Here is a 472-nt window from a genome sequence, read left to right on the forward strand (position 1 = left end):
CTTTGCCATTCTTGCAAATGCTGCACTTGCGGTAGAACGAATGGGCTTTGAAATTGTCAATAGTGCAGATGAGGCTGATGCTATCATTCTCGAATCAGACCAATTCGATGCCAGTGTATTTGGTAAGAAACCAATTATCATCGTAGGTGGTGTCGCCATGCAAAAACTGGAGGAATTAGGAATCTTAGCAGGTTTCAATGCGGAACAATTTACAGATGGTGGTGACTATGAAGGTCTCATGCGGGCTATTATTGATGATAAAGATCCATTAACAAGTGGCTACGCCATGAATGGACTTTTCTATTCCAACTCCGGTAATTGGATTGAAGGTATTCCTGAAGGATTTAAAACGCTTGTTAAAATAGCTGACAAAGATTATTATATCGCAGGTTGGTGGCCTGGTCATGACAAATTAGCCAATAAAATTGTCGCCATCGCTGGAAATTATCAAGACCAACCTGTCTTTATCACC

Annotated in this window: 1 pseudogene; it reads left to right on the forward strand. The window is 40.9% G+C overall.

What is annotated here, in order from left to right:
* Positions 1 to 472: pseudogene (locus C1E99_RS13610) on the forward strand (zinc carboxypeptidase); the annotation flags it as partial.

It is taken from the genome of Streptococcus suis (assembly GCF_002964045.1).
Taxonomy (GTDB): domain Bacteria; phylum Bacillota; class Bacilli; order Lactobacillales; family Streptococcaceae; genus Streptococcus; species Streptococcus suis_U.